At 63.3% G+C, this 20,740-nt stretch carries 17 protein-coding genes and 4 pseudogenes; 12 read left to right on the top strand and 9 right to left on the bottom strand.

Annotated features, from left to right (window positions below; translation table 11 throughout):
- Nucleotides 1-6: 6 nt before the first annotated feature.
- Nucleotides 7-885, bottom strand: a complete 879-nt coding sequence (locus M3A49_RS06030) for a LysR family transcriptional regulator (RefSeq protein ID WP_028204716.1) — start codon at nt 883-885, stop codon at nt 7-9.
- A 160-nt stretch (nt 886-1,045) separates the two neighbouring features.
- Here M3A49_RS06030 and M3A49_RS06025 point away from each other — a divergent pair, with 160 nt between their 5' ends.
- Entirely contained in the window at nt 1,046-2,515 is a 1,470-nt protein-coding gene (locus M3A49_RS06025) for an MFS transporter (protein WP_266227881.1), read from the top strand.
- A gap of 509 nt (nt 2,516-3,024) precedes the next feature.
- Here the strand turns inward: M3A49_RS06025 and M3A49_RS06020 are convergent.
- A complete protein-coding gene (locus M3A49_RS06020) occupies nt 3,025-3,246 on the bottom strand; it encodes a hypothetical protein (protein WP_028204722.1) in 222 nt (73 codons plus the stop codon).
- Between the two features lie 510 nt (nt 3,247-3,756).
- Entirely contained in the window at nt 3,757-5,031 is a 1,275-nt protein-coding gene (locus M3A49_RS06015) for an NRAMP family divalent metal transporter (RefSeq protein ID WP_266227880.1), read from the bottom strand.
- 345 nt (nt 5,032-5,376) lie between these two features.
- On the opposite strand from M3A49_RS06015, the gene M3A49_RS06010 reads away from it, so the two are divergent.
- The 5 genes from M3A49_RS06010 (at nt 5,377) to M3A49_RS05990 (ending at nt 11,328) form a co-directional block, all read left to right on the top strand.
- Nucleotides 5,377-7,275: a potassium transporter Kup gene (locus tag M3A49_RS06010; protein ID WP_266227878.1), complete on the top strand. Its 1,899-nt coding sequence runs from the start codon at nt 5,377-5,379 to the stop codon at nt 7,273-7,275.
- Between the two features lie 35 nt (nt 7,276-7,310).
- Nucleotides 7,311-7,868, top strand: a complete 558-nt coding sequence (locus tag M3A49_RS06005; RefSeq protein ID WP_266227877.1) for a sugar O-acetyltransferase — start codon at nt 7,311-7,313, stop codon at nt 7,866-7,868.
- A 147-nt stretch (nt 7,869-8,015) separates the two neighbouring features.
- Nucleotides 8,016-8,825 carry a class I SAM-dependent methyltransferase gene (locus M3A49_RS06000; protein ID WP_266227876.1) on the top strand — a complete coding sequence of 270 codons (810 nt, stop codon included), beginning with the start codon at nt 8,016-8,018 and terminating at the stop codon, nt 8,823-8,825.
- Between the two features lie 51 nt (nt 8,826-8,876).
- A complete protein-coding gene (locus M3A49_RS05995) occupies nt 8,877-10,250 on the top strand; it encodes an LLM class flavin-dependent oxidoreductase (RefSeq protein ID WP_266227875.1) in 1,374 nt (457 codons plus the stop codon).
- Nucleotides 10,251-10,389: 139 nt separating this feature from the next.
- Entirely contained in the window at nt 10,390-11,328 is a 939-nt protein-coding gene (locus M3A49_RS05990; RefSeq protein WP_323183110.1) for a DMT family transporter, read from the top strand.
- A gap of 101 nt (nt 11,329-11,429) precedes the next feature.
- Here the strand turns inward: M3A49_RS05990 and M3A49_RS05985 are convergent.
- Nucleotides 11,430-12,185, bottom strand: a pseudogene (locus M3A49_RS05985) (alpha/beta fold hydrolase); the annotation flags it as partial.
- A gap of 95 nt (nt 12,186-12,280) precedes the next feature.
- Between M3A49_RS05985 and M3A49_RS05980 the strand changes: the two are divergent.
- Complete coding sequence (locus M3A49_RS05980) at nt 12,281-13,201, top strand: LysR substrate-binding domain-containing protein (protein WP_266227873.1); 921 nt, start codon at nt 12,281-12,283, stop codon at nt 13,199-13,201.
- A gap of 112 nt (nt 13,202-13,313) precedes the next feature.
- Nucleotides 13,314-14,543 carry an MFS transporter gene (locus M3A49_RS05975; protein WP_266227871.1) on the top strand — a complete coding sequence of 410 codons (1,230 nt, stop codon included), beginning with the start codon at nt 13,314-13,316 and terminating at the stop codon, nt 14,541-14,543.
- A 167-nt stretch (nt 14,544-14,710) separates the two neighbouring features.
- Here M3A49_RS05975 and M3A49_RS05970 read toward each other — a convergent pair whose 3' ends face one another.
- On the bottom strand, nt 14,711-15,241 hold the full coding sequence (locus M3A49_RS05970) for an isochorismatase family protein (protein WP_266227870.1): 531 nt from the start codon (nt 15,239-15,241) through the stop codon (nt 14,711-14,713).
- 122 nt (nt 15,242-15,363) lie between these two features.
- On the opposite strand from M3A49_RS05970, the gene M3A49_RS05965 reads away from it, so the two are divergent.
- On the top strand, nt 15,364-15,630 hold the full coding sequence (locus tag M3A49_RS05965; RefSeq protein WP_254335190.1) for a hypothetical protein: 267 nt from the start codon (nt 15,364-15,366) through the stop codon (nt 15,628-15,630).
- A 100-nt stretch (nt 15,631-15,730) separates the two neighbouring features.
- Here M3A49_RS05965 and M3A49_RS05960 read toward each other — a convergent pair.
- Nucleotides 15,731-15,820, bottom strand: a pseudogene (locus tag M3A49_RS05960) (potassium-transporting ATPase subunit C); the annotation flags it as partial.
- Nucleotides 15,821-15,913: 93 nt separating this feature from the next.
- A complete protein-coding gene (locus M3A49_RS05955; RefSeq protein ID WP_375541758.1) occupies nt 15,914-16,189 on the bottom strand; it encodes a potassium-transporting ATPase subunit KdpA in 276 nt (91 codons plus the stop codon).
- A 74-nt stretch (nt 16,190-16,263) separates the two neighbouring features.
- Here M3A49_RS05955 and M3A49_RS05950 point away from each other — a divergent pair.
- Nucleotides 16,264-16,434, top strand: a pseudogene (locus M3A49_RS05950) (potassium-transporting ATPase subunit KdpA); the annotation flags it as partial.
- Nucleotides 16,435-16,485: 51 nt separating this feature from the next.
- Here M3A49_RS05950 and M3A49_RS05945 read toward each other — a convergent pair.
- A pseudogene (locus M3A49_RS05945) lies at nt 16,486-16,956 on the bottom strand (potassium-transporting ATPase subunit KdpA); the annotation flags it as partial.
- Nucleotides 16,957-17,109: 153 nt separating this feature from the next.
- On the opposite strand from M3A49_RS05945, the gene M3A49_RS05940 reads away from it, so the two are divergent.
- On the top strand, nt 17,110-17,283 hold the full coding sequence (locus M3A49_RS05940) for a hypothetical protein (protein ID WP_169739108.1): 174 nt from the start codon (nt 17,110-17,112) through the stop codon (nt 17,281-17,283).
- Between the two features lie 43 nt (nt 17,284-17,326).
- Here the strand turns inward: M3A49_RS05940 and M3A49_RS05935 are convergent, their stop codons facing one another.
- A complete protein-coding gene (locus M3A49_RS05935) occupies nt 17,327-17,950 on the bottom strand; it encodes an ABC transporter ATP-binding protein (protein WP_266227868.1) in 624 nt (207 codons plus the stop codon).
- A gap of 414 nt (nt 17,951-18,364) precedes the next feature.
- Between M3A49_RS05935 and M3A49_RS05930 the strand changes: the two genes are divergently transcribed.
- The gene (locus M3A49_RS05930; protein ID WP_266227867.1) at nt 18,365-20,716 is read left to right on the top strand and encodes a TonB-dependent receptor; all 2,352 of its coding nucleotides are present in this window, start codon (nt 18,365-18,367) and stop codon (nt 20,714-20,716) included.
- The last annotated feature ends 24 nt before the right edge of the window (nt 20,717-20,740 follow it).

Below are 20,740 nucleotides of genomic sequence, written 5' to 3'. Positions count from 1 at the left end.
GCCGCATCACACCAGCAGTTGCCGCGCCAGCACTTCCCTCGCTTGTGCCACGGTGTCCCGTTCGCCGGGATGCGGCGGCACGAGCGAGAACACCGCGTCGGGCAGGACCGGCAGCCGGTGCTTCGGGCCGAGCCGCACGAGGCCCTCGCCGATTGCCGATGCGCACAGGCATCCCACGCCCAGACCGGCTGCGAGCATGGACTGCAGCCCGGCCACGCCCGACGCGCTGTGAACGAGCACGTAGGGTATGTCGCTTTCTTCGAGCGAGCGCACCGCGACCTGGTGCATCATGCAGTCGCCCGGCAGCAGCACGAGCGGCAACGCTTGCGGCAATTGCTCGGCGAGCGTCGGCGACGCGACCCAGTAGAGCGGTTCGCGCAGCAACTCCCAGCGCGCGTCCGCGTCGGTGGCCGCAGGCCGGAACGGGCCGCTCGACAGGTGCATGACCACGCCGAGATCGACCTGCCGCTTCGCATACGCGACCTCGATATCGGCGCTCTTCATCGCGCTCACATGCAAGCTCAGCTGCGGATAGCAGTCGCGCAGCCGCACGAGCAAACCGGCCACCTCGTTGGTGCGGAAGTACTCGGTGATCGCCACGCGCAGCTCGCCCTTGATGGCCTGGCCGCGCACGTCGTCGAAGGCGGCTTCGTTGAGCGCCACGAGGCGCCGCGCATGTTCGAGCAGACGTGTGCCCGCGGGCGTAAGCTCCACGCCACGCTTGCTGCGCACGAAAAGCGGCATGCCTGCGCGCGCCTCGAGCTTGCGCACCTGCTCGCTGATCGTGGATTGCGAAAGATGCAGCAGCGGCGCCGCCGCCGAAAGGCTGCCCACGTTCGCCACCGCCGCGAACGTCTTCAACTGGTCGAATTCGAAGCCACGCATGACATTCCACTATCCATCGAATAAGTCGATGGATAGTACCATCAATTTCCGCTTTTCCGTAAGATCGAGGTGGACCACAATGTCGACTGAACGCTCACGCTGCGCGTCCATTGGATAGCGCAGCCTGACGAAATCCGGCCCTTTATCGCTGAGCACACCCATGTCTGACAATACGTACGCCGCCTGCGCCGTCACGCCCCGCGCCGCCGCCGATGCCGGCCACGGCCATCACGGCTGGGCGCTGGTCGTCTTGCTGGTGGGCGCGATTCTGCCGCCGCTCGACTACTTCATCGTGAACCTCGCGCTGCCCGCCATCCGCGACGGACTCGGCGCGAACGCGTCCGAACTCCAGCTGGTCGTCTCGGCCTACGCGTGCGCGAATGCCGTCATGCTGATCACGGGCGGGCGCCTCGGCGACCTGTACGGCCGCAAGCGCATCTTCATGGTGGGCATGGCGGGGTTCGTCGTCGCCTCCACGTTCTGCGGCCTCGCCACCAGCGGCACGGCGCTCGTCGCCGGACGCATCCTGCAAGGCCTGTTCGCCGCGACCCTCGCGCCGCAGGTGCTGGCCACGATCCGCAGCGTATTCACGCCGCACGAGCAGGTGCGCGTGATGGGGCTTTACGCCTTCGTTTTCGGCGTGGCCGCCGTGATCGGCCAGCTGGGCGGCGGCGCGCTCATCAGCCTGCACCCGTTCGGTCTGGGCTGGCGCGCGATCTTTCTCGTCAACCTGCCTATCGGCGTGTTCGCGCTCGTCGGCAGCTGGCGCTTCATCCCGGAAAGCCGCCCGCCGCGCGGCAAGCGCATCGACGTGCCGGGCACCCTGCTGCTGTCGCTGTTTCTGCTGATGCTCGTTTATCCGCTCACGCGCGGACGCGAGTCGGGCTGGCCGCTGTGGATGCTCGCCTGCCTCGCCGGCTCGCTGCCCATGCTCGGCCTGCTGCTGCGCGTGGAGTGGCGCAGCCTCGTCAATGGCAGGGATCCGCTGCTCGACGTGCGCCTTTTCCGCAATCCGGTCATTGCGGTCGGTCTCGTGCTGGCGTTCCTCTTCTATACGATGAGCGCGTTCTTCCTGACCTACGGCATTTATCTGCAAGGCGGCCTGCATTGGACGCCGCTCGCCTCGGGACTCGCGATCCTGCCGTTCGGCATCGGCTTCCTTTCCAGCCCGCTGTTGATGCCGCGCCTCGTGCACCGGTTCGGCGGCTACCGCGTGCTGACGCTGGGCTTCGTGATGCTCGCGGGCGGACTCGCTATTGCGGCTGCGCTCGCGGGCGTGGCGGAGCCCGGCGCCGGGTTCTACCTCGGACTCGCGGCGATCGGCATCGGCCAGGGGCTCGTTTTGCCTTCCGTCGTGCGCATCGTGCTGGCCGAAGTGGAGCCCGAGCGCGCGGGCATCGCCTCGGGCATGGTCACGGCGACGCTGCAGATCGGCGCCGCCGTCGGCGCGGCGACGCTAGGCGGCCTGTTCTTCTCGACGCTCGGCGCGGCGCCCGGCGCCATCGACTACGCCCATGCGTTCAGGACGACGATGTTCGCACTCGTCGCGATCCTGCTGCCCTGCGCGCTGCTCTCCACCGCGCTGGGACCGCTGCATCGGCGCACGCATGCGAAGGGTCCCGGCACGTAAGCCAATGCGAGGAAGCGGCGGGCTGCGCCTGCACGTTGAGCGCAGCCAACGCCGCGGCAGCGCCGACAATAACGGCGAGCTTTTGAATACCCATGGTGGTCATGTTGCTTCGTTTTAGTTGTCGGGCGCACGTGTTGTTGACGAGGCCGACCTGCGCATACAGCGCCGTGCGCTTCGAGAGGAAGAACTGAGAGCCGATCGCGCCCATCACCGAGTGCCCCCCGGAGTTCACGCGGTCCTGCTGGTAGTACACGCCGGCATTCAGATCGAGGTACGACAGCGGGAAATAATCGAAGCCGCCGCTATAGATGTTCCAGCTCGAGATGAAGCGCCGCAGGATCCGTGAGTTGAAGCTCCACGAGTCATTTCCCGACATGGACGTCTACGTCGTGCAAAGGCGCGAACGCCCGCTCACCTCGGCGGCCTCGCGCTTTCCCTCCTGCATCGAGGAAACGGCGATGCAGTGAAGGGCTTTCGTTTATATTGGATGCCTAACTAAATTTTCCGCCTCACTGCCCCTGGTCACCCACGGGAGGAAATACATTCCAGTAACCGTCGTCGTGCTGAAAGAAGAACAGCGCGTGAAATCCCGTTGTCTGGCGCGTCTCTACGCACACGTAGCGCGCCCTGCCCGAAGGGGTATGGCCAAACGCGGTGACATGCACCGGCGAGGTCGGTGCGAGCCATTTTTCGACCTGATAACGCAATGACTGCGTCTTCGTGCGTCTCATCTGGTCCTCCCAGAGATCGGTTAGTTTTGCAGCCTTTTCGCCGGAAACCGCGAAAACACCCTGCATAAACCGAACGTTCTTGATGCAGGGCGCAATTCTTACCGCGTCGCATCAAGTGTTTGAGAAAGCACTTTAACTATAGCCAGAAAAGCCTTTCGCAACATCGATTTCAGCAAGATAGCAACAAAACAACAGAAACCGGGAAACGCGCGTCCGGCCGCATCGGGCGACCCTGGCTGATGCGCCGCACCAGGCTGTGAAATGAATGGAAACGTATGCGACGTGTGAGGCGCGTGGTCCCGGCGTATCCTGATTCCATGGCAACTCGCAACCGGGATCTTTTGACTGGCGATCGAAATGATGAGACACGCGTACGTTGCGATTTACATCTTGTTGTTGATAGCCGTTGTCGTCGGCGTGGATATTATTTTCCTCAAAAATCTGTTCTGGCTACGACTGGCCGTGAACATCGGCATTGTCGTGGTGTTTGCCGCCGTCTACTTCGCACTATTAAAGAATCTGTAAGCCAGCGATCATGGGTAAAGGGCGCAGACCCTGCACCGCGCCCCAGACACCCGCGGCACACACGACCGCCCCCACGAAGACCACGAGCCACAAATAAAGCCCGCGGGGCCGATACCGTTGCGGGAGCGCGGTGAGGCTCAGGGCGACGAGCAACCCCAACACGAGCGGCAACATCAGCGTATTGACCACCTGCGCCGCAACGTTCAGGGAAACGAGGTCGGGCGCGAGCCAGACAGCCCAGGCACTGCCTGCAACGGCCAGCGCATACGCGCCGTAGAACCAGGGCGCGCGGTCGGGACGGTCCTCGAGCGAGGCACGGTACCCGAACACATCGCCGAGCCCCCATGCCAGCGCGAGAGAACTCACGATGGCTGCCACCAGCGCCGCACCGAGCACGCCCGCGCCAAATAGCAGACGGCCTGCAAACGGGCCCGTTACGGCAACGAGCGCATCGCTGATTTCGCCGATGCTGTCGAGGGAGCGCGGCTCGCCATGCGCCGACAACGTCGCCGCAGCAGCGACGAGCACCGCTGCCGTCAGCAATTGCGTGAGGACCGCACCGACCGCCGTCTCGACTCTGGCGGACGTGAAGTCCTTCGCCGTGAGGCTGTCCGCGACCGCCGCCTGCTGATAGAACACCATCCACGGATTGAACGTCGCGCCAATGAGCGCCGCCGCCAGATAGCCGGCCTCACGGCCGCCCGCCGCCAGGTGAGTCATCTGCGGGACCATGACCTGGAGTTTGTGGCGCGCACTCCATGCGACGGCGAAGAACGTCAGGTCGAATGCGCCGATGGCAATGGCGATCCGGTCCACGCGCTTGTGCGAGCCCGTGAGCACGATTCCGGTCAACAGGATGACGGCGAGCGGCAGCGTGACGGCACGCGACACGCCATACATTTCCCCCACGCCCGCAACGCCCGTGAACTCCGTCACGAGCGACCCCAGCACGGCCACGACCAGCCCCGACGCGGCCAGCGCCGCCCAAACCGGTCCGAAGCGCGAGCGGATGAGTTCGCCATAACCGCGCCCGGTAAATATGCCGAGGCGAACGGTCAGTTCCTGAACCATGTAGAGCAGCGGGACCAGCGCAAGCAGCACGGGCAAGAGCCGCAGCCCCGTTTGCGCGCCGGCCTGCGCGGCCGTCACGACGTTGCCGGCGTCGCAGTCGGCCAGCATCACGAGGAGCCCAGGGCCCCACAGGGTGAGCCGCCGCAGACCTCGCGAAACGGTTTCCTTGAGCGTCGGGAGACGGGTCATGCGTTCTGAAAGGATGCGCCTGTAGTATCTGTCGCGCGATTGTAGCGTGCGAGTCGGGACCCGCTGTTCCTGCGCGCAATCGACCACACTTTGGGGATACGACATGACGACGACCTGGCTCCTTCTGGGTTGCGGCTTTGATGGGGGCCTTCTGATTGCAATCTGGGGGATCCGGAGCCTCAGGCAACCGGACGCCCATCACAATCGCGCGGACATTGCAGACGTAGCGCCTGCCTGCCGATCGCAGCCTTGAGGCCGCGTCACCCCCATCAGCCGCAAGACCAGGCCTGACGTTTGTGCTCCGCAGCCCGTCCCGCGGGACGTTGAATTTCATTTTCCTTACCCATGGCCTCCATATCCGCGCGTTCATCCAGTCAAACTACAGACGTCCCTCCCGCCCTGATTCTGGGTGCCATAGGCGTGGTTTTCGGCGACATCGGAACCAGCCCGCTCTACACCTTGCGCGAATGCCTGAAAGCCGCCGGCGGAATTAGCCAGACCAACGTATTCGGGATCGTGTCGCTGATCCTCTGGTCGATCATCATTGTCGTGACGCTCAAGTATGTGAGCTTCGTCATGCGTGCGGACAACGACGGCGAAGGCGGCATTCTCGCGCTCACGGCACTGGCCGCTCGCGTGGCGCCCGTGCGTCTGCGCACCGTGCTTCTGACGCTCGGCGTGTTCGGCGCCGCGATGTTTTATGGCGACTCGATGATCACGCCAGCGATTTCGGTCATCTCGGCAGTGGAAGGCGTCGAACTCGTGGATCCTCATCTGGCCACGTGGGTCGTGCCTATCTCACTCGTTATCCTGACCGGCCTGTTCAAGCTTCAAAAACACGGCACGGCCACGGTCGGAAAAGTCTTTGGACCGGTCATGATCGTCTGGTTCCTGACGCTCGCCGTGCTTGGCGTCGCTCATATCGCGCACAACCCCGGCATATTGCGCGGCGCATTGCCATCTTACGCATTGAGCTTCGTGGCGCACGCACCCGGTACGGCGTTCGTCGTCCTCGGTTCCGTGTTCCTTGCCTTGACGGGCGGCGAAGCGCTCTATGCGGACATGGGGCACTTCGGCAAGACGCCGATCCGGCTCGCGTGGCTGCTGCTCGTGCTGCCAAGCCTCGTTCTCAACTACTTTGGCCAGGCCGCGCTCGTGCTGTCGACGCCTTCGGCGCTCACGCAGCCATTCTTCTCCCAGGCGCCGGGTTGGGCACTGCTTCCGTTGGTGCTGCTGGCAACAGCCGCGACGATCATCGCGTCGCAAGCCGTCATTTCCGGCGCGTTTTCCATGACGAAGCAGGCTGTCCAGCTTGGGTTGCTGCCGCGCATCCCCGTCATCCACACTTCGACGCACGAAGTCGGTCAGGTCTACGTACCGTTCATCAACATCTCGCTCTATGCGGCGGTCGTATTCCTCGTCGTGTTCTTCCGCTCTTCCGATAACCTCGCGGCCGCCTATGGCATTGCCGTCGCCTCGACGATGCTGCTCACGACGCTGCTCATGTACTTCGTCACCCACTGCCTGTGGAACTGGAAACCGGTCGCAACGCTGGCGGTGATCGGGCCGCTGGCCGTCGTGGATGCGATATTCGTCGCGAGCAATGCGAGCAAGGTCCTCGACGGCGGATGGTTTCCGCTGCTGGCAGGCGGCGTGCTGTTCACCATCATGACGACATGGCATCGCGGGCGGGAAATGGTCGTCGAGCGTGTGAAAAGCGACAACCTGCCGCTTCCGGCATTCATTCACTCGTTGTGCGACGGATCGCACCCGCCTCCCCGCGTGGGCGGAACGGCGGTGTTTCCGGGCGGCGTACCCGGCATGACGCCGAGCGCGTTCATGCACAATCTCAAGCATAACGGCGTGATGCACGAGACCAATATCTTTCTGGCCGGTACGACCGAGAACGTTCCACACGTACCCGAAAGCGAGAAAGTCTCGGTTAGCGATCTTGGGCATGGTTGCTACGCGGTCGCGGCGCATCACGGCTTCATGGAAATGCCCAACGTGCCGGCAGTGCTCCTGCTCGTGCAGAAGCAGATACCCACATGGCAGTACGAGCCCGCAGCCACGTCGTTCTTCCTGGCCCGCGACACGATCCTCGCAACGGCAGAGAGCAAAGGCATGTCGCTATGGCGCGAGAAGCTGTTCGCGTTCATGGCGCGCAACGCAGCGCAGGCGGCCGAGTACTACAGCCTGCCCGCGAACCGGGTTGTCGAGATGGGTGGACAGATCAACCTCTGAGGCACAATCCGGCGGATCACTGGAAAAAACGACGCATGGCGAATGACGACCGCACCACGATAGTTGCCAGACGAACGCCGGAATCCGCGGCCATGACCGCCAACCTCAAGCGGGCGATGGCGATTACCGCCAGGATCAACCGGTTGACCTTCGACGATGCCGATGAAGTCCGAGCCTTGTTCAGTGAACTCGTCGGCAAGAAGGTCGACGACAGCTTCCTGTTGATCCCGCCGTTCTACACGAGCGGCGGGGTCGAGATCCGCGTCGGGCGCAACGTCTTCGTCAACCAGAATTGCACTTTCTATGACCTGGGCGGCCTCGACATTGCCGACGATGTGATGATCGGCCCGAACGTGAGCCTCATCACGTCCGGCCATCCCGTCGAACCTTCCCGGCGGCGCGAGGGCATCATCGCAAAGCCCATCGTGATCGAGAGGAACGTCTGGATCGCCGCCGGCGCGACCATCATCGGCGGCGTAACCGTCGGCGAGAACTCGGTGGTGGCGGCAGGGTCCGTGGTCACGAAAGACGTTCCCCCGAATACGCTCGTCGGTGGAAATCCGGCGCGCGTCATTCGTTCGATTGCGGAATAAGAACTGCCCCCGCATTTTGAAAATCCGCTGTAACGGCGGAATCGTCGCGAACGCACTCGCGCAACTATGAATAGCTCAATTGCTTGTTTGTAGTGAGATAAGCGATCGGCAAGAATGGCCCTGGCAAACTTTGGTCAGGACCACGATATGTCGAACGCGCCCAGCCTTCAACTCGATTCCGCCACGCTCGTCGAAGAATACGACCGGCTCGGCATTCGCCAGTTTCATCACGGTCTGCAACTGCTCGACGTGCTCGGCTTGCGCGAAGGCGAACGCGTGCTCGACGTGGGTTGCGGTACGGGCCGTCTCACCGGATCGGCGGCGCAGCGCGTGGGCGCACACGGCGAGGTGCTCGGCCTCGATCCGTTGCCGCTGCGCGTGCAACGCGCGCTCGAACGCGCGCAGGGCCGATTCGCCGCGCGCGTCGGCCGCGCCGAAGCGCTGGAAACGGTGCCCGCTGCGCACTACGACGTGGTGTATTTCAACAGTGTGATTCACTGGATCCCCGATCAGGCGCAGGCGCTACGCGAAGCGTGGCGTGTGCTCAAGCCAGGCGGCCGGATCGGCTTCACGACCATGCCCGAAGAAGCCCCACACGATCTGCATGTCGTGCTGCATGCACTATTTGCAGGCGAGCCCGAATGGCAGCGCGCCGGAATCGGCGCGCCGAACAAGCTCACGCGCGAGCGCTCGGCAGCCCTGCTCCGGGGCGCCGGCTTCGAGGTGACGCACAACGAGATTCGCGCCTTCGGCGACACCTTCGACAACGTCGACGATGTGCTTGCCTTCAGCCGGTCCAGTTCGTTTGGCAATTTCCTCTCCTCGCTCACGCCTGAAGACATCGCTCACGTGCGCGCAGGGCTCGCGAGTGCGCTCGAAGCGCATCGCAGCGCACGCGGCTATGCACTCGCGCGGCGCATGATCATTGCGACGGCGCACAAGCCGCTCGCGCATTGAATCCTTGCCTTCCGTTCCGTAGCGAACGCCAACCACAGTCGAGGAGCACACATGAGCGCAGCACCGCGACGCCAGGGACAATTGAGCCTCGGCGCCTTCCTGATGGAGACGGGCCACCATATCGCCGCGTGGCGTCATCCCGATGCGCACGCCGCCGGCGGCCTCGATTTCGCGCACTACGCCGAGCTGGCGCAAACGGCCGAGCGCGCCAAATTCGACGCCGTCTTTTTCGCCGATAGCGTGAGCGTGCGCGACACGCATGTGCCTTCGCTCTCGCGCACCGCACGCGCCGATCATTTCGAGCCGATCACGCTGCTCTCGGCGCTCTCGGTGGTCACGAAACACATCGGGCTCATCGCCACGGTGTCGACCTCGTTCAACGAGCCCTATAACGTGGCCCGCAAGTTCGCCTCGCTCGACTATCTGAGCGGCGGCCGCTCGGGCTGGAATCTCGTGACGTCGAGCACCGAAACCGAAGCGCACAACTTCAGCCTCGACAAGCATCTCGATCACGCCGTGCGTTACGAGCGCGCGAAAGAGTTCTACGACGTGGTCTCCGGGCTTTGGGACAGCTGGGAAGACGACGCCTTCATTCGCGACAAGGCGAGCGGCATCTACTTCGATCCGCAGAAGCTTCACACGCTGGACTATGGCGGCAAGCACTTCAAGGTACGCGGCCCGCTCAACGTCGCGCGTTCGCCGCAAGGCTGGCCGGTCGTCGTACAGGCAGGCGCCTCGGAGGCGGGCAGGGAACTCGCGGCGCAAACTGCCGAAGTCATTTTCGTCGCGCATCAAACACTCGATGAAGCGAAGGAGTTCTATCGCGACGTGAAGGGGCGGCTCGCGCGTTTCGGCCGCCGCCCCGAGCATCTCAGGATCATGCCGGGCATTTTCCCCGTGATCGGACGCACGCAGGAAGAAGCGCAGGAGAAGTTCGACGCGCTGCAGGCGCTGATCCATCCGAGCGTGGGATTGCAACTGCTCGCGAACATGTCAGGCGGCCTCGACCTCTCGCAGTATCCCGTGGACGGCCCCGTGCCCGACCTGCCGGAAACCAACGGCGGCAAGAGCCGGCAACGCCTGCTGCTCGATCTCGCGCGGCGCGACAACCTCACGATACGCGATCTTTATCTGCGCATTGCGGGCGCGCGCGGGCATCAACAGGTGATCGGCACGCCGCAAAGCATTGCCGACCAGCTTCAGCAATGGTACGAGGAAGAAGGCGCCGACGGCTTCAATATCATGTCGCCGTGGCTGCCCGGCGGCCTCACCGAATTCGTGCAGTACGTGGTGCCCGAATTGCAGCGTCGCGGACTCTTTCGCACGGAATATACGGGGTGCACGCTGCGCGAGCATCTTGGCTTGCCTCGTCCCGCGAACCGCTTCGCCACGCAGCGGGAAGACGCATTGCGCGTCGCGTCCTGATTCTGTCCGTCGCCAATCCACATTTCATTTCAGGCCGAAATATTCGCACCGAAGATGCCCGCATACTGTCGATACACGCGCTATCCCTGGCGCGTGGAACCGTCATCTCACCTCGTCTGCGTGAAACCGGGCGCCCAGCATGCAAATATCGACCGCGAGCAAATCGGCCGGACTCGACCTGCTTTTGCTCCTCGCACTGTCAACGCTTTGGGGAGCGTCCTATACGTTCATTAGAGTCGGCGTGACGACCATCCCGCCGCTCACGCTCATCGCCGCGAGAACGTCGATTGCCGGAACGCTCCTTCTGCTCTGGATGCTGTGGCAGCGCATTACGATACCGCGAGACCCGGCCGTGTGGCGTCGCTTCGCCGTGCAGGCACTCCTGAATAGCGTGATTCCCTTTACCTTGATCGCATGGGCCGAGCGCTCGGTGGAAGCCGGTCTGGCGACCATCCTCAATTCGACTTCACCTGTCATGGCGTTCCTCGGCACGTGGCTAATCACGCGCCACGAACAGGTCACCGCGCGCAAGTTGTTCGGCGTCGCCGCGGGCCTGGCCGGTATATGCCTCGTGGTCGGCGTGAGCGCATTCGAAGGACTCGGCAGGCAACTCGTCGCGCAGCTGGCGATCGTCGCCGCGACGATCTGCTATGCCGGCGCGGCGATCTACGGACGATCGTTCAAGGGACTCTCGCCAGTCGCACCCGCTGCGGGATCGCTAGTCGTGGGCGCGGTCCTGCTGGTCCCCGTGAGCCTGCTCGTCGACCGCCCGTGGACGCTTCATCCGTCGTTGCAATCGATCACAGCGCTGATCGGACTCGCCGTTTCTTCCACGGCGATCGCGTTCGTCATCTACTTCCGGCTCGTCCAGACGCTCGGCTCGGTCGGCACGACGGCGCAGGCCTATTTGCGCGTGCCGATCGGCGTGGCGATCGGCATTGCGTGGCTCGGCGAATCGCTCTCGACCTCGGCGTGGCTGGGACTCGGTTGCGTCGTTGCCGGTGTCGTCGCGATGACGCTGCCATCGGCCAGCCAATGCCGCGCGAGCGGCCACAGGCTGCGCTCGAATCGCGAGTGAAAAAACGCGAAGTGCCCGATGCTGCGCTCGCCAATTGAGGCGGGCGCGATGCGTACGTGTGTCGACTGGCTCTGTGTGAAATAGCGTAGCGTGCGTTCGATCGCGCGGATCGTGCCGAACGGGTCATCGGGGAAGCTGACGGCGAGAATCGGCGCATGCATGTCGCCAAAACGAGCGACGATGCCGGCGCGCTGTTCGGGCGTGCGCGCAAGCGACCCTTTGCTGAGCGTGTCTTCAAAGCGGGCGCGGCCCCGGCTCCAGATCTTCGCGACGCCGCGCGGCGTGTCCTCCATCCATCCGAACCATGATGCGGGGAAATAACCCATCAGGCCGGTCAAAACCGGCATCACGACATGCCATTTCCAGAGCATGAGCGGCATGCTGCGCGGCGCGTAATCGCGCCAATACGCGTACTGCGTGCCGACGGTGAAGACGCGGCGAATGAGACGATTCGACGGCGCGAGCCCGATCAGGAAGCCGCCGATGCTATGCCCGACGACGTCGATCGGTTGTCCCGGGAACATGCTTCGCGCGTAGCGCAGCACCGCTTCGAAATCGCGTTCGCCCCATTCCAGCCAGCTCGCGTCGAGCGTTGCGAGCGCAACGGGCTGCGAGCCGCCAATGCCACGGTAGTCGTAGACCAGCACGTCGAAACCCTGCTGGTGCAGCCATGCGGCAAAGCGGAAATAGTAGTGGCAGCGCACCGACGTGGCCGAATTGACGATGACCACCGGACGCGACGCGTCCGCGTTCAGCCGGGCATGACGACGCCACACATAAGCGCGAAGCGTAAAGCCATCGGCGGCGGTGATGCCGACGGCGAGAGGACGCGCCCCGCCCGGATCGCCTGAATCCATGAACGTGCTCCATGAAGAAACCTGAGTGTCGATTTCACTTGACCTTGGCCGCCCGTTCAATCAATCTTTGCGCTGCTTTCGCATGAGGAAAACGCATGTCGGCGCCGCTCGTGAAACTCCCTCCTCTCGACCTCATTCGCGGTTTCGTCGCGGTGGGCCGGCGCATGAGCATCACGCTCGCCGCCGACGACTTGTGCGTGACCCAATCCGCCGTGAGCCGCCAGATCGCTGCGCTCGAAGAGGCGCTCGGCGTGCGCCTTTTCAACCGCGGCTATCGTTCGATCTCGCTCACAGCGGAGGGCGAGCGCCTGCTGCGCGTTGCGGACAGCGCGGTGCAGCAGATGCAGGAAATCGTCGGCGCGCTGGCCGCGCGAGAGACGCGCCAGCCCGTGACGATTACCGCCAGCATCGGCATTGCCGGCCTGTGGCTGCTGCCGCGTATCGGCGAGCTGCAACGCCTGCTTCCCGATATCGATCTGCGCCTTGCGACCTCCGAGAAAGTGCTTGATCTGCGCGCCGAAGGCATCGACCTCGCTCTGCGTTACGCGCCGGCCCGCATTGCGCCGGAGGCGGCGAATCGCGCGGTACATCTGTACGACGAATATGTATTGCCGGTCGCGCATCCTTCGTTGAATGTGAAGAAGCTCGACGCGGCCACGCTCGCGCGCCACGTGCTGCTCGAATTCGAGGGCGTGCGCCGCCCGATGCTGCGCTGGGCAGATCATCTGGGCGCACGCGGCCTCGCCAGCGCGCCGCTTCGCGGCGTGCTGCGTTTCAACCAGTACGACCAGGTCATTCAGGCCGCCATTGCCGGCCGCGGTATCGCACTCGGGCGCCTCGCCCTCGTGCAGCCGCTGCTTGCCGACGGCAGGCTCGCCGCGATCGGCAATGCGCCCGCCGAGGGCCCGACTGGCTATGCCTACTGGCTGCATCAGGCCGACGAAGCACCGCGCGACGACGTGCGCGCCGTCATCGGCTGGATCGTCGACCAGGCTCGCCAAAGCCAAATCGCATGAGCAAAGCGCATGCGAAGCGTGCCAAAAACTCGCTTGAGCCAACTCGCCGTCCTGCGCTCTACTAGACGCAATACGGCGCAACTGCGAAGCGCCCAGTGCGAGGAGGCGAACGATGAGCGGGATCGACGATGCATGGCGCCGCCGCTGGCTGCTCGTGATCGCAGGTGGCGTATTGATGGGCGCGGCGCTCGGCGTGCGCAACGTGCAAGGGCTTTTCCTGTTGCCCGTCACGCTCGAGCGCGGCTGGTCGCGCGAGACCTTCGGCCTCGCGCTCGCGCTGCAAAACCTGCTGTGGGGCGTTGCGCAACCGCTCACGGGCATGATCTCCGACCGCTTCGGCTCCGCGCGCGTGATCTTCGCGGGCGCCCTGCTCTACGCGCTTGGACTCGCGATGATGGCACTGAGCGCGACGCCAGGCATCTACACGTTTGGCGTGGGCGTGGTGCTCGGCGTTGCACTGTCCGGAACCGCGTTCGGCGCCGTCTATGGCGCGCTCTCGCGGCTCTTCGCAGCCGACCAGCGTAGCTGGGCGCTGAGCGTGGCGGGCATGTTCGGCGGCCTGGGCCAGTTCTGCGTCGTGCCGCTCACGCAAGGGATGATCGGCAGATTCGGCTGGGTCACCGCCATTCTCGTGCTCGCCGCCGTCGTGCTCGCCAGCGCGCCGCTCGCGGCATGGCTGCGCGATCGTCCGGCGGAGCGCAGCGGTGCGATCGATACGCACGAGACCCTGCGCCGTGCGATTGGCAAAGCGTTCGCGCATCGCGGGTTCTGGCTGCTCAATCTGGGCTTTTTGTCGTGCGGCTTCCAGCTTGCGTTCATCGGCGCGCACCTGCCGGCATATTTGCTCGACAAAGGCATGAGCGCGCGCGAAGCGAGTCTGGCGCTCGCGCTGATCGCGCTGGCCAACACCGCGGGCACGTTTTTATGCGGTTACGCGGGGGGATTTTTGCGCCGCAAGTATCTGCTCTCGGCAATCTACTTCGCACGGGCGGGCGTGATGGCGCTGTTCCTCGCCTTGCCGCTCTCGCCCCTCACGCTCTATGTATTCGCGTTCGCGATGGGGTTCATGTGGCTCGGCACCGTGCCGCTGACGAGCGGGATCGTTTCGCAGATGTTTGGCGTCCGCAATATCTCGACGCTCTTCGGCTTCGTGTTTCTCGGGCATCAGATCGGCAGTTTCTTCGGCGTCTGGCTGGGCGGCGTGGTGTTTGACGCGACGCATAGCTACAGCCTGCTCTGGCAGGGCTCGATTGCGCTCGGCATCATCGCTGGGTTGATGCACTTGCCGATCGACGACGAGCGGGTCGTGCAGCGCGCCATGATCGCGGGCCAGCCTTCGTGAGCGAGGCGTTGGCCGTGCGCATCGTGCAGGTCATGCTGGCCGTTTCATTCGGAGCGCTTATTGTCTGGACGTTCGTCGAGTATCTCGCGCCCTCGACGATAGTTGCCTTGCTCTCTGGCGCCGCGTTTTGCCGATGATCGAGCCGCTTTTGGCCTGCTGGTGGCCGCTTACTTGATCAACTGCAGTATGTCGCGGAATCGCGGGTGCTGGCTCGAGCGCAGCCATTCGAACGCGACCATCTCGACCGTCGCCACTTCGGCGCCCGCCTTGTTCAGCCGCGCAATGGCCGCCTCTTTGTCGACGGCTTTGCGCGAACCCATCGCATCGATAACGAGAGTGACCGATAGGCCGCGACGCAGCAAACCGATTGCCGTTTGCAATACGCAGACATGCGCCTCGCATCCCGCGACGATGACTCGGGTTCGCCCTTCAGGCAGCGCTTCAAACAGACCATCGGCGGTAGCGTCGAAATGGTGCTTTGCAACAGTCATCGAGCACAGATCTTTTATTTCCTGCGCGTTTTCGCCGAGTGCGCCCGGATTCTGTTCTGTCCCGATGACCGGAACATCGAGACCTCGAGCAATCCGCCCGAGCCTGAGGGCTTGCGCGGTAACGGATGCGCCGTCGTGAATCGCAGGCATCAGTCTCGTTTGCAAGTCGATCAGAACTACGATCGATTCAGAAGGGCTATGCAGCATCACGAATCCTTTTCGCAGATTGCAGTGCGCAAAAGTGGCACCTGTCAGGGATATTACTAAGTATGCGACAAATGGTCGCCATGCGACTCTATGTCCCAATGCCATTCCCCATGGAGCCAGGCATGCAAGCAGAGACGCTAAAGAAAGCAAGAGCCGCCACTTTTCTCACCCGGTCGGCGCTGTGTCTGATGCTGTTGCCAGTTGCCTGTCTCGTCTGGGCGCTCCAGGCGTATCCGCCACAAGAAGCGATTTGGGTTTGCTTCTCGCTGGCAATCTATATCTGGCCATTCGCCGGAGTCCTGTTTGTGATCTCGGCGGGATTCCACGTCGGCACCCACGGTCGCCGGCTCGAAAAGGACGCCGGATTCCGCGAGGCGCATGGGCACTAACTAGCCCGCGCGCCGTTCCGCCAGACGATCTGCTGTCGTTGCCCGTATAGAAGCCTGCTGGAATCAGCAGGCTTCTGAAGCGCGGGATCTGCGAGGGCATTAGCACCTGAGCGATGCCCGTGGTCAGCAGTGGGTAGGCCAGCCCCGTCAACAGCATGAAAAACACTGCCGACACCAGCGCCGGTCGCATCAACGCCCGCAGCGACGGCGCGGGTGACGCGGCGCCTTGCGCGGGTTCAGCGACCGCGCGCGCACTCTGCACATTCGAATTCATTCGGCATCCTTAGAACAAGTGTCCATTGGTCAGCATCAGATGCTCGACCACGGGGCCGAGCGCGAGCGCCGGGAAGAAGGTCAGACCACCTACGAGCACCACCACGAACACGAGCAGCGCCGTGAATAGCGGCGTCGCGGTCGGCAGCGTGCCGGGCCCTTCCGGCACGGTCTTCTTCATCGCGAGGGAGCCCGCCACCGCGAGCATGGGCAGCAGCGTGAAATAGCGGCCGAACAGCATCGCGAAGGCAATCGTCGTATTGAAGAACGGCGTGTTCGAATTCAGGCCCGCGAACGCGGAACCGTTGTTCGCCGTGCCCGAGGCTGATTCCCTCCGCGCTGACCTACACGTTCGGCAGCATGCTGCTGCGCCGCCGCCAGGGTTGGGCGTTCTTTGCCGCGTTCAGCGCGATGTTCGTGGTTTGCGTGGCGCTGATCTATGGGGCGGAGCACGGCGGCAATCCGAACTTCGCACGGTTGCACGCGGACCAGCAGGCGAGTCAACGGCAGGCCGGCGGCAACATGGAAGGCAAGGAGCTGCGTTTTGGCATCGCCCAGACGAGCATGTTCGTCGGCGTGACGCAGCATGCAGAGCATGTGCAGTGTGTTGGTGAGCGGCGTCGGGTTTTCGAACGGATGCGCCGCGTTCATGCCGAAGAAGCCGCCGCCGTTGGTGCCGATATGCTTGATCGACTCGAGGCTGGCGACCGGCCCCAGCACGATGTGCTGCTGCGCGCCTTCGAGCGTCGTCGCGACCGTCTCGCTCGCGAGGGTCTGCGGCATGCCCTGCCAGACATAGACCAGCGCCATGAGCAGGGAAAGCGGCAGCAGCACGCGATAGAGCACGCGCGTGAAGTCGACCCAGTAGTTGCCGATATCCGCGACGCTGCGGCGACCAAGGCCGCGTATGAAACCCGCGGCGGCGGCCACACCGGCTGTGGCGCTGACCATCATCAGAAACGTGATGACAGCCATCTGCGAAAAGTTCGAGAGACTGCTTTCGCCGGAATACGACTGCCAGTTCGTGTTGGTGATAAACGACGCCGCCGTATTGCGTTAAGAGCCCAACATCGGCCGCGCGCGATGGCAACGTCAGGCGCGCAATGTGCTTCGACCTATTGCGCCTGGTGAAAGGCGGGTTGATCGCACTTTCGCCAATGGCGTTGTTTGCACTGCACCCAGGCCGAAATCACAAGGAGAGGAACGATGACCCTGCTCATCTATCTGATCGGATGGATCATTTTTATCGGCGGCGTGGCGTGGGCATTGATGGCGCTGCATGTTGCGCTGCACATCATCGAGATCGTGGCGGTGATACTGCTCGGCGTCGCGGTGATCACGGGCGCCACGCGCGCGCGCAATCGCGACCGGTCGACGTAGCCATAGAGGGTCGAGTCACGGGACTGCGCAGCCCGACTACGCCTCACACGGCCATGCCAAGATCGGCAAAACTCGTGACTTTCGCCTCGCAAGCGCGCGCAAGCTGCAAATCGTGGCTCGAAAAGAAGACCGCGCTGTCTTTGGCCAGATTCCTGAACAGATCGATGAGAACCGCGCGCGCGGCGGCGTCGAGTCCGTTGCCCGGCTCGTCAGCAATGACGACGGCGGGCTCGCCCAGCATCGTCGCCGTCAGGAATATTTTCTTGCGGGTGCCGAGCGACATCTGCTCGAAGCGCTTCTCGAGGTGCGGAGCGAGGCCGAAGCGGTGCGCAAGATCGAGCGTGCGGGCGTCGACGACTGTCTTCTTTGTCGACGCCACGAGTTCGAGAAACGCCCGGCCCGTCTGGAACGGATACGCCATGCAGTCGTCGGGCACATAGGCCAGCGCGGATTTCGCCTTGAGCGCATCGGTACGCAGCGAATGACCGTCGAGCCAGACCTCCCCTTCGTCGGCGTCGATCGCGCCGGCAAGGATGCCGAGCAGCGTGGACTTGCCGCTGCCGTTTTCATCGCAGAGGGCCACGCATCCAGCGCCGCTGGCGTGATGCAGTCCCTGAAAGATAACGCGCTCGCCAAAGCGTTTGCTGAGGTTTTCGAATCGAAGCATGGTGGAATCAATCAAGTGAACAATGGCCAGACGACAGCGACCAGACCGCGGCCGACATCGTACCGAGCAGGACGGATTGTCGGGGCGCGTACCGTTGCGGGAGATACAGCAAGGCGATAAGCGGGGTTCCCTTAACGCAGTCGCGAAATCGTGCACGAGGTGGTGGACTCGATATCGTGCCACGCCGGCTGCGGTGCAACAACCGCACTCCTCTTTCGTCGGCACGCCCGCATCGATTATTTAAAATAACCAACAAATAACTTTCATATTTATTTCTTTACCGTCTTTCGATTTTTTATCCAGTCAACTATGGCGGGATCTAAATGCAATGTTATATCATTTCATTTAGATCCCGCGACAAGGCGAAGCTTTGTGAGGTACGCGCGGAAAACAATAACGCTTCCAGACCGCATCATGATCCACCGCACACTCATCGCCCGCGCGGCGCTAGTCTCGTTCGCCATGATCACGGCCAGTCAGGCGCAGGCCGCAGACGCCGACACCACACTCAACGGCACAGTGAAGGACACGACCGGGAAGCCGGTGGATCATGCCGCTGTCGTGCTCCAGGATGCGAGCGGCACTCAGGCAGGACAGACCACGACCGATGCGACCGGACACTTCGAACTCCTTCACGTCGCCACGGGCACTTATGCCGTGACCGTAACGGCGCCCGGTTTCGCCGCCGCTTCGCAGATCGCGACCACGGCGCCGGCGAGTCCGGCCAGCGTGGCCGTGGTTCTGGGCAAGGGCGACATGCTCGACGTGCAGGTCAATGCGAAGCGGCTCAACGAGGCACGCAACGGCCTGCTGCCGGAGACGGGCAGCAGCATCTACCGGATCACCCAGGCCGACATCCAGGCCATGCCGCAGGGCGAAAACACGCCGCTGAACCAGGTGCTGCTGCAGGCCCCCGGCGTCGCGAACGACTCATACGGCCAACTGCATGTACGGGGCGACCACGCCGACCTGCAATACCGGATCAACGGCATTCTGATTCCCGAGCCGATCAGCGGTTTCGGGCAATCGCTCGATACGCGCATCATCGACCAGGTCAATCTCCTGACCGGCGCGCTGCCGGCCGAATACGGCTACCGCACAGCCGGCATCGTGGATATCCGCACCAAATCGGGCGATCTCGGCAACGGCGGCTCGATCGATGTCTATGGCGGCAGCCACCAGACCATCCAGACGAGCGCCGATGTCTACGGCAGCAAGGGCGATTTCAGCTATTTCTTCAGCGGCTCGCTGGGCGAAAACAATCTCGGCATCGAGGCGCCCACCGCCTCGCCGAGCCCGATTCACGATCACACGCGCCAGGGCAATGCCTTCGGGTATATGTCGTACATCATCAACCCGCTCACGCGCGTGAGCGTGATGTTCGGCACGACAGCCAACCAGTTCGAGATCCCGAATACGCCCGGCCTCACGCCAAACTTCATGCTCGCCGGCGTGCCGACGTTCGATTCCGCCGACCTGAACGAAACCCAGTCGGAGCTGAACAACTTCGCGGTCGTCGCGCTGCAGGGGACCAACGGCGGCGCCCTCGACTATCAGGTTGCGCTTTTCACGCGCTATACGCGCACCCAGTTCAACCCGGACCCGGTCGGCGACCTGATCTTCAACGGCGTCGCCTCGCAGGACTTCCACAGCGATACCGCCAACGGCCTGCAGGCCGATACCACGTACCGGCTGAACGACCACCACACGCTGCGCGCCGGCGTGCTCTTTCAGCAGGAGCATGCGAACTTCCTGGACAACGTGACCGTTTTCCCCGCCGACGCCAATGGCAATCAGACCTCGGATGTGCCCTTTACGCTTTCCGATTCGAGCAGCAAGACGGGCTACCTGTACAGCGCGTATCTGCAGGACGAGTGGAAAATCAACGACAGGCTGACCCTGAACTACGGCCTGCGCTATGACGGCATGGACGAATACGTGCAGGCAAACCAGTTGAGTCCGCGCATTGGCGCGGTGTTCAAGCTGACGCCCACCACGACATTTCATGCCGGCTACGCGCGTTACTTCACGCCGCCTTCGTTCGAACTGGTTTCCAGCTCCACCATCAGCCGCTTCAATGGCACGACTAATCAAAGCGAGGTCACGCAGAACGATCCGGTGCAGCCCGAGCGCGCCGATTACTTCGATCTTGGCGTGACCCAGCAGATCGGCACGGATCTCACGCTGGGGCTGGACGCGTATTACAAGAAGGCGCACAACCTGCTCGACCTCGGCCAGTTTGGCGCGGCGCTCATCTATACGCCGTTCAACTACCAGTACGGGCGTGTTTACGGCGTCGAATTCACGGCCAACTACAAGCATGAAAACGTGTCGGCGTATCTGAACCTCGCCTACAGCCGCGCGATGGGCAAGAACGTCACTTCCGGCCAGTTCAATTTCGGCGCGGACGAACTGGCCTATATCAGCAACAACTGGGTATTCCTCGATCACGACCAGCGCGTGACTGCGTCCTTCGGCGGCGCCTACAACTGGCATCGCACCACCTTCACGATGGACGGCACGGCAGGCAGCGGCCTGCGCAACGGCTTTGCCAATACCGGCAAGATGCCCTTCTATGCACAGATCAATCTGGCCGTCATCGAGCATTTCAACCTGCCCGTGGTCGGCAAGATGGATGGGCGTGTCGTGGTGATCAACGCTTTCGGCAGAACCTACGCGTTGCGCGACGGTTCCGGCATCGGCGTGTTCGCGCCTCAGTACGGTCCCTATCGCGCGTTCTATGCAGGCCTGACCAAATACTTTTGACAGAACCAGATAACCGGGTGCTTC

Origin of the sequence: Paraburkholderia sp. CNPSo 3076 (assembly GCF_026343935.1) — a bacterium.
GTDB classification, from domain to species: Bacteria; Pseudomonadota; Gammaproteobacteria; order Burkholderiales; family Burkholderiaceae; genus Paraburkholderia; species Paraburkholderia nodosa.
The sequence above is the reverse complement of the archived record's forward strand: the minus strand, read 5'-3'. Positions and strand labels throughout refer to the sequence as shown.

Excerpts from the sequence above, each read along its gene's own strand:
- M3A49_RS06030 (WP_028204716.1), bottom strand. The coding sequence starts at position 885 with ATGCGTGGCTTCGAATTCGACCAGTTGAAGACGTTCGCGGCGGTGGCG.
- M3A49_RS06025 (WP_266227881.1), top strand. The coding sequence starts at position 1,046 with ATGTCTGACAATACGTACGCCGCCTGCGCCGTCACGCCCCGCGCCGCC.
- M3A49_RS06020 (WP_028204722.1), bottom strand. The coding sequence starts at position 3,246 with ATGAGACGCACGAAGACGCAGTCATTGCGTTATCAGGTCGAAAAATGG.
- M3A49_RS06015 (WP_266227880.1), bottom strand. The coding sequence starts at position 5,031 with ATGACCCGTCTCCCGACGCTCAAGGAAACCGTTTCGCGAGGTCTGCGG.
- M3A49_RS06010 (WP_266227878.1), top strand. The coding sequence starts at position 5,377 with ATGGCCTCCATATCCGCGCGTTCATCCAGTCAAACTACAGACGTCCCT.
- M3A49_RS06005 (WP_266227877.1), top strand. The coding sequence starts at position 7,311 with ATGGCGAATGACGACCGCACCACGATAGTTGCCAGACGAACGCCGGAA.
- M3A49_RS06000 (WP_266227876.1), top strand. The coding sequence starts at position 8,016 with ATGTCGAACGCGCCCAGCCTTCAACTCGATTCCGCCACGCTCGTCGAA.
- M3A49_RS05995 (WP_266227875.1), top strand. The coding sequence starts at position 8,877 with ATGAGCGCAGCACCGCGACGCCAGGGACAATTGAGCCTCGGCGCCTTC.
- M3A49_RS05990 (WP_323183110.1), top strand. The coding sequence starts at position 10,390 with ATGCAAATATCGACCGCGAGCAAATCGGCCGGACTCGACCTGCTTTTG.
- M3A49_RS05980 (WP_266227873.1), top strand. The coding sequence starts at position 12,281 with ATGTCGGCGCCGCTCGTGAAACTCCCTCCTCTCGACCTCATTCGCGGT.
- M3A49_RS05975 (WP_266227871.1), top strand. The coding sequence starts at position 13,314 with ATGAGCGGGATCGACGATGCATGGCGCCGCCGCTGGCTGCTCGTGATC.
- M3A49_RS05970 (WP_266227870.1), bottom strand. The coding sequence starts at position 15,241 with ATGCTGCATAGCCCTTCTGAATCGATCGTAGTTCTGATCGACTTGCAA.
- M3A49_RS05965 (WP_254335190.1), top strand. The coding sequence starts at position 15,364 with ATGCAAGCAGAGACGCTAAAGAAAGCAAGAGCCGCCACTTTTCTCACC.
- M3A49_RS05940 (WP_169739108.1), top strand. The coding sequence starts at position 17,110 with ATGACCCTGCTCATCTATCTGATCGGATGGATCATTTTTATCGGCGGC.
- M3A49_RS05935 (WP_266227868.1), bottom strand. The coding sequence starts at position 17,950 with ATGCTTCGATTCGAAAACCTCAGCAAACGCTTTGGCGAGCGCGTTATC.
- M3A49_RS05930 (WP_266227867.1), top strand. The coding sequence starts at position 18,365 with ATGATCCACCGCACACTCATCGCCCGCGCGGCGCTAGTCTCGTTCGCC.